We start from the raw sequence: 3,025 nt of genomic DNA, 5'->3' as shown, positions 1-3,025 counted from the left end.
AGTTCGGCGATGCGGTCCGGGCCGACGCGGCAGCAGCCGCCGATGAGGCGGGCGCCCGCAGACCGCCAGGCGCGTACGCGGGCGGGGTCATAGGTCGAGCCGCCGCGCCAGGCGCGGGCGTCGGCGTCCCAGGTCTCGCCGCTGTTGGGGTACACGACGACCGGCTTGCCGGTGACCGCGGCGGCGATCTCCACGGCGCGGTCCGCGTCGCGCGGGTCGCAGCAGTTGACGCCGGCCGCGATCACCTGGTCGTGCCCGGCGAGAAGACCCAGGGCGCGGTCGAGCGGCTGACCGGCGCGGGTGGCCTCGCCCGCGATCGTGTACGAGAGCCAGACCGGCACCCCCGTCCCCTCGACCGCCCGCAGCAGCGCCTCCGCCTCGTCGGCGTCGGGCACCGTCTCCAGCGCGAGCACATCGGGCCCGGCCTCGCAGAGCGCCTCGATACGGGGCCGGTGGAAGCGCTCCAACTCCCTTACGCCGAGCCCGTACCGGCCGCGGTACTCACCGCCGTCCGCGAGCATGGCCCCGTAGGGCCCGACGGATGCCGCCACCCAAACACGGGGGCCTGGGCCTCCCGTCTCTTCCCTTCCCGACTCCGCCGCCCCGCGAGCCAACTCAACGCTCCGGCGCAGCAGCGCCGAGGTCTCCGCGGCCCCGACACCCCTCCGGGCGAACCCCTCATACGTGGCCTGGTAGCTGCCCGTGATGAGCACCCGCGCCCCCGCCCGCACATACGCCGCATGCGCCGCCTCGATCTGCCCGGGCTCATCAGCCAGCACCCGCGCCGACCAGAGCGGATCGGACAGATCGCACCCCTGGTCGACCAGTTGGTTGGACAGCCCACCGTCGAGCACGACAACCCCCTCGTCGAGGGCCTCGGCCAACGGCACTCGAGAAACCGTCACAGCAACACCTCCAGCTCGGCCTCCAGCTCCGCGGCCTGAGGTACGTCGTCCCGTACATCTCATCCAGCACAGAACGGCTTTGTTGGGACCAACGCCCCAAGTGGGTCGGCCCGGCTCAGCTCAATTGGGGCTGGATCTGGGCCGCGATCAGCTCCAGGTGGTCCAGGTCGGTCAGGTCCAGGATCTGGAGGTAGCAGCGGGTCGAGCCGGTTTCGGCGTAGCGGCCGAGTTTGTCGGTCACCTCGGCGGGGGTGCCCGCGAGGCCGTTCTCCTTCAGTTCGGACACCTCACGGCCGATGGCCGCCGCCCGGCGGGCGACCTCGGCGTCGTCCCTGCCGACGCAGGCCACCAGCGCGTTGGAGTACACCAGCTCGCCCGCGTCGCGGCCGATCTCCTCGGCCGCCGCCCGCACCCGGCCGAACTGGCGCTCGCTGGTCTCGATCGAGGCGAAGGGGATGTTGAACTCGTCCGCGTACCGCGCCGCCAGTCGTGGTGTGCGCGTGGCGCCGTGGCCGCCGATCACCACCGGCACCTTCGCCTGGGCGGGCTTCGGCAGCGCCGGGGAGTCCACCAGCTGGTAGAACTCGCCCTCGTAGGAGAAGGACTTGCCCGGCTCGGTGGCCCACAGGCCCGTCACGATGGCGAGCTGCTCCTCCAGCCGGGAGAACTTCTCCTTCGGGAACGGGATGCCGTACGCCCGGTGCTCCTCCTCGAACCAGCCCGATCCCAGGCCGAGTTCGACCCGCCCGCCCGACATCTGGTCGACCTGCGCGACCTGGATGGCCAGCACGCCGGGCAGCCGGAAGGTCGCCGCGGTCATCAGCGTGCCGAGCCGGATGCGGCTGGTCTCGCGGGCGAGACCGGCGAGGGTCACCCAGGCGTCGGTGGGACCCGGCAGCCCGTCCCCGGCACCCATCCGGAGGTAGTGGTCGGAGCGGAAGAAGGCATCGAAGCCGAGGTCCTCGGTGGCCTTGGCGACGGCGAGGAGGGTGTCGTAGCTCGCCCCCTGCTGGGGCTCGGTGAAGATGCGAAGATCCATGCCTCCATCCTGCACTGCCGCGCAACGACCCGGCCGCCGAGCCCACCCGGCCAGGCACACACCTCACACCATCGGCTCCGCCGCCGAGCCCGACTGCGAGCGCTCCCGCTCCGCGAGGCGGCTCAGCAGCCCGCGCACGCGGTCGCTGGACTCGTCCGCGGCGTCGATCGCCTCGATGCACTGCCAGTACAGGGTCTCCTCGTCCGCCGCGCAGGCCACGCCCACCAGCGCTATCCCCACTTCTCCCAGAAGTCCGCCGAGATCCAGCAGCACACCGCGCGGGTCCCGCACCCCGGACAGCTGCACGGCCCGCGCACCACTCGACCCCGGGCACAACAGCGCCCCGCACGCCCTGCCACCCGCCTCGCTCAGCCCGCGCGCCTCCGAGCGCAGCTCCGCGGGGCCGTTGACCGCAAGGTGACTGCCCACCGCCTGCGCCAACGCCTGTGCCTGCCATGCCTCGACCACGATCTCCTCGGCCGCCCGCGAGTGCGCCAAGGCGTGCCGAACCGCGCCGATCAACCGATCCGCGTCCATCCACGCTTCCCCCTTAGGCCCTTCCGGCACCCGGTCGATGCCGTCACCCAACCACTACCCAGCGTGATGCCTAACGGCCCGAAAAGCCAGGGGTATTCAGAATTCTGTGGACAACTGTACGCTTGTTGATAACCCGTTCACTCCGCAGAGTTACGACTCCCGGGATATTTGAGCCCCTTGGGCGGCGCGGGAGGCCCAGGATGCCCCAGCGGCGCGGGCCGCTCCGGTGGCTCCGACGGCACCGGAAACCGCAGCTCGTTCCGGTCGATCTTCGCCGAGAGCGCCGCCGGCGCGTCGATCCCCAGCACCTCGCAGAACTGGAGCAGATACGCCAGCACGTCCGCGACCTCGTCGGCCACCCGGTGCGCGCTCCGCGGATCGTCCATCACCCGCGCCGACTCCTCCGGAGTCAACCACTGGAAGATCTCGACCAGTTCGGCCGCCTCGACGCTCAGCGCCGATGCCAGGTTCTTCGGCGTGTGGTACGGCTGCCAGCCGCGCGCCGCCGCGAAGTCGGCCAGCCTGCGCCGCAACCCCGCAAGAT

The 3,025-nt window shown here is 71.7% G+C and carries 4 protein-coding genes; all 4 read right to left on the bottom strand.

The annotated features are described in order from the left end of the window. The coding region (gene mmuM, locus AOK16_RS22890) for a homocysteine S-methyltransferase (RefSeq protein WP_055474043.1) at positions 1-905 on the bottom strand (905 nt) is incomplete at its 3' end. A gap of 115 nt (positions 906-1,020) precedes the next feature. Continuing rightward, on the bottom strand, positions 1,021-1,944 hold the full coding sequence (locus AOK16_RS22885) for an LLM class F420-dependent oxidoreductase (RefSeq protein WP_055474042.1): 924 nt from the start codon (positions 1,942-1,944) through the stop codon (positions 1,021-1,023). Positions 1,945-2,007: 63 nt separating this feature from the next. Then, positions 2,008-2,481, bottom strand: a complete 474-nt coding sequence (locus AOK16_RS22880) for a DUF6099 family protein (RefSeq protein ID WP_055474041.1) — start codon at positions 2,479-2,481, stop codon at positions 2,008-2,010. A gap of 137 nt (positions 2,482-2,618) precedes the next feature. Continuing rightward, on the bottom strand, positions 2,619-3,025 hold a 407-nt coding region (locus tag AOK16_RS22875), incomplete at its 5' end, for a nucleotide pyrophosphohydrolase (RefSeq protein ID WP_107098431.1).

The sequence above is a fragment of the Streptomyces pathocidini genome (assembly GCF_001418495.1).
GTDB classification, from domain to species: Bacteria; Actinomycetota; Actinomycetes; order Streptomycetales; family Streptomycetaceae; genus Streptomyces; species Streptomyces pathocidini.
Note: the sequence above shows the minus strand (reverse complement) of the source record. Positions and strands in the feature narration are given on the sequence as shown.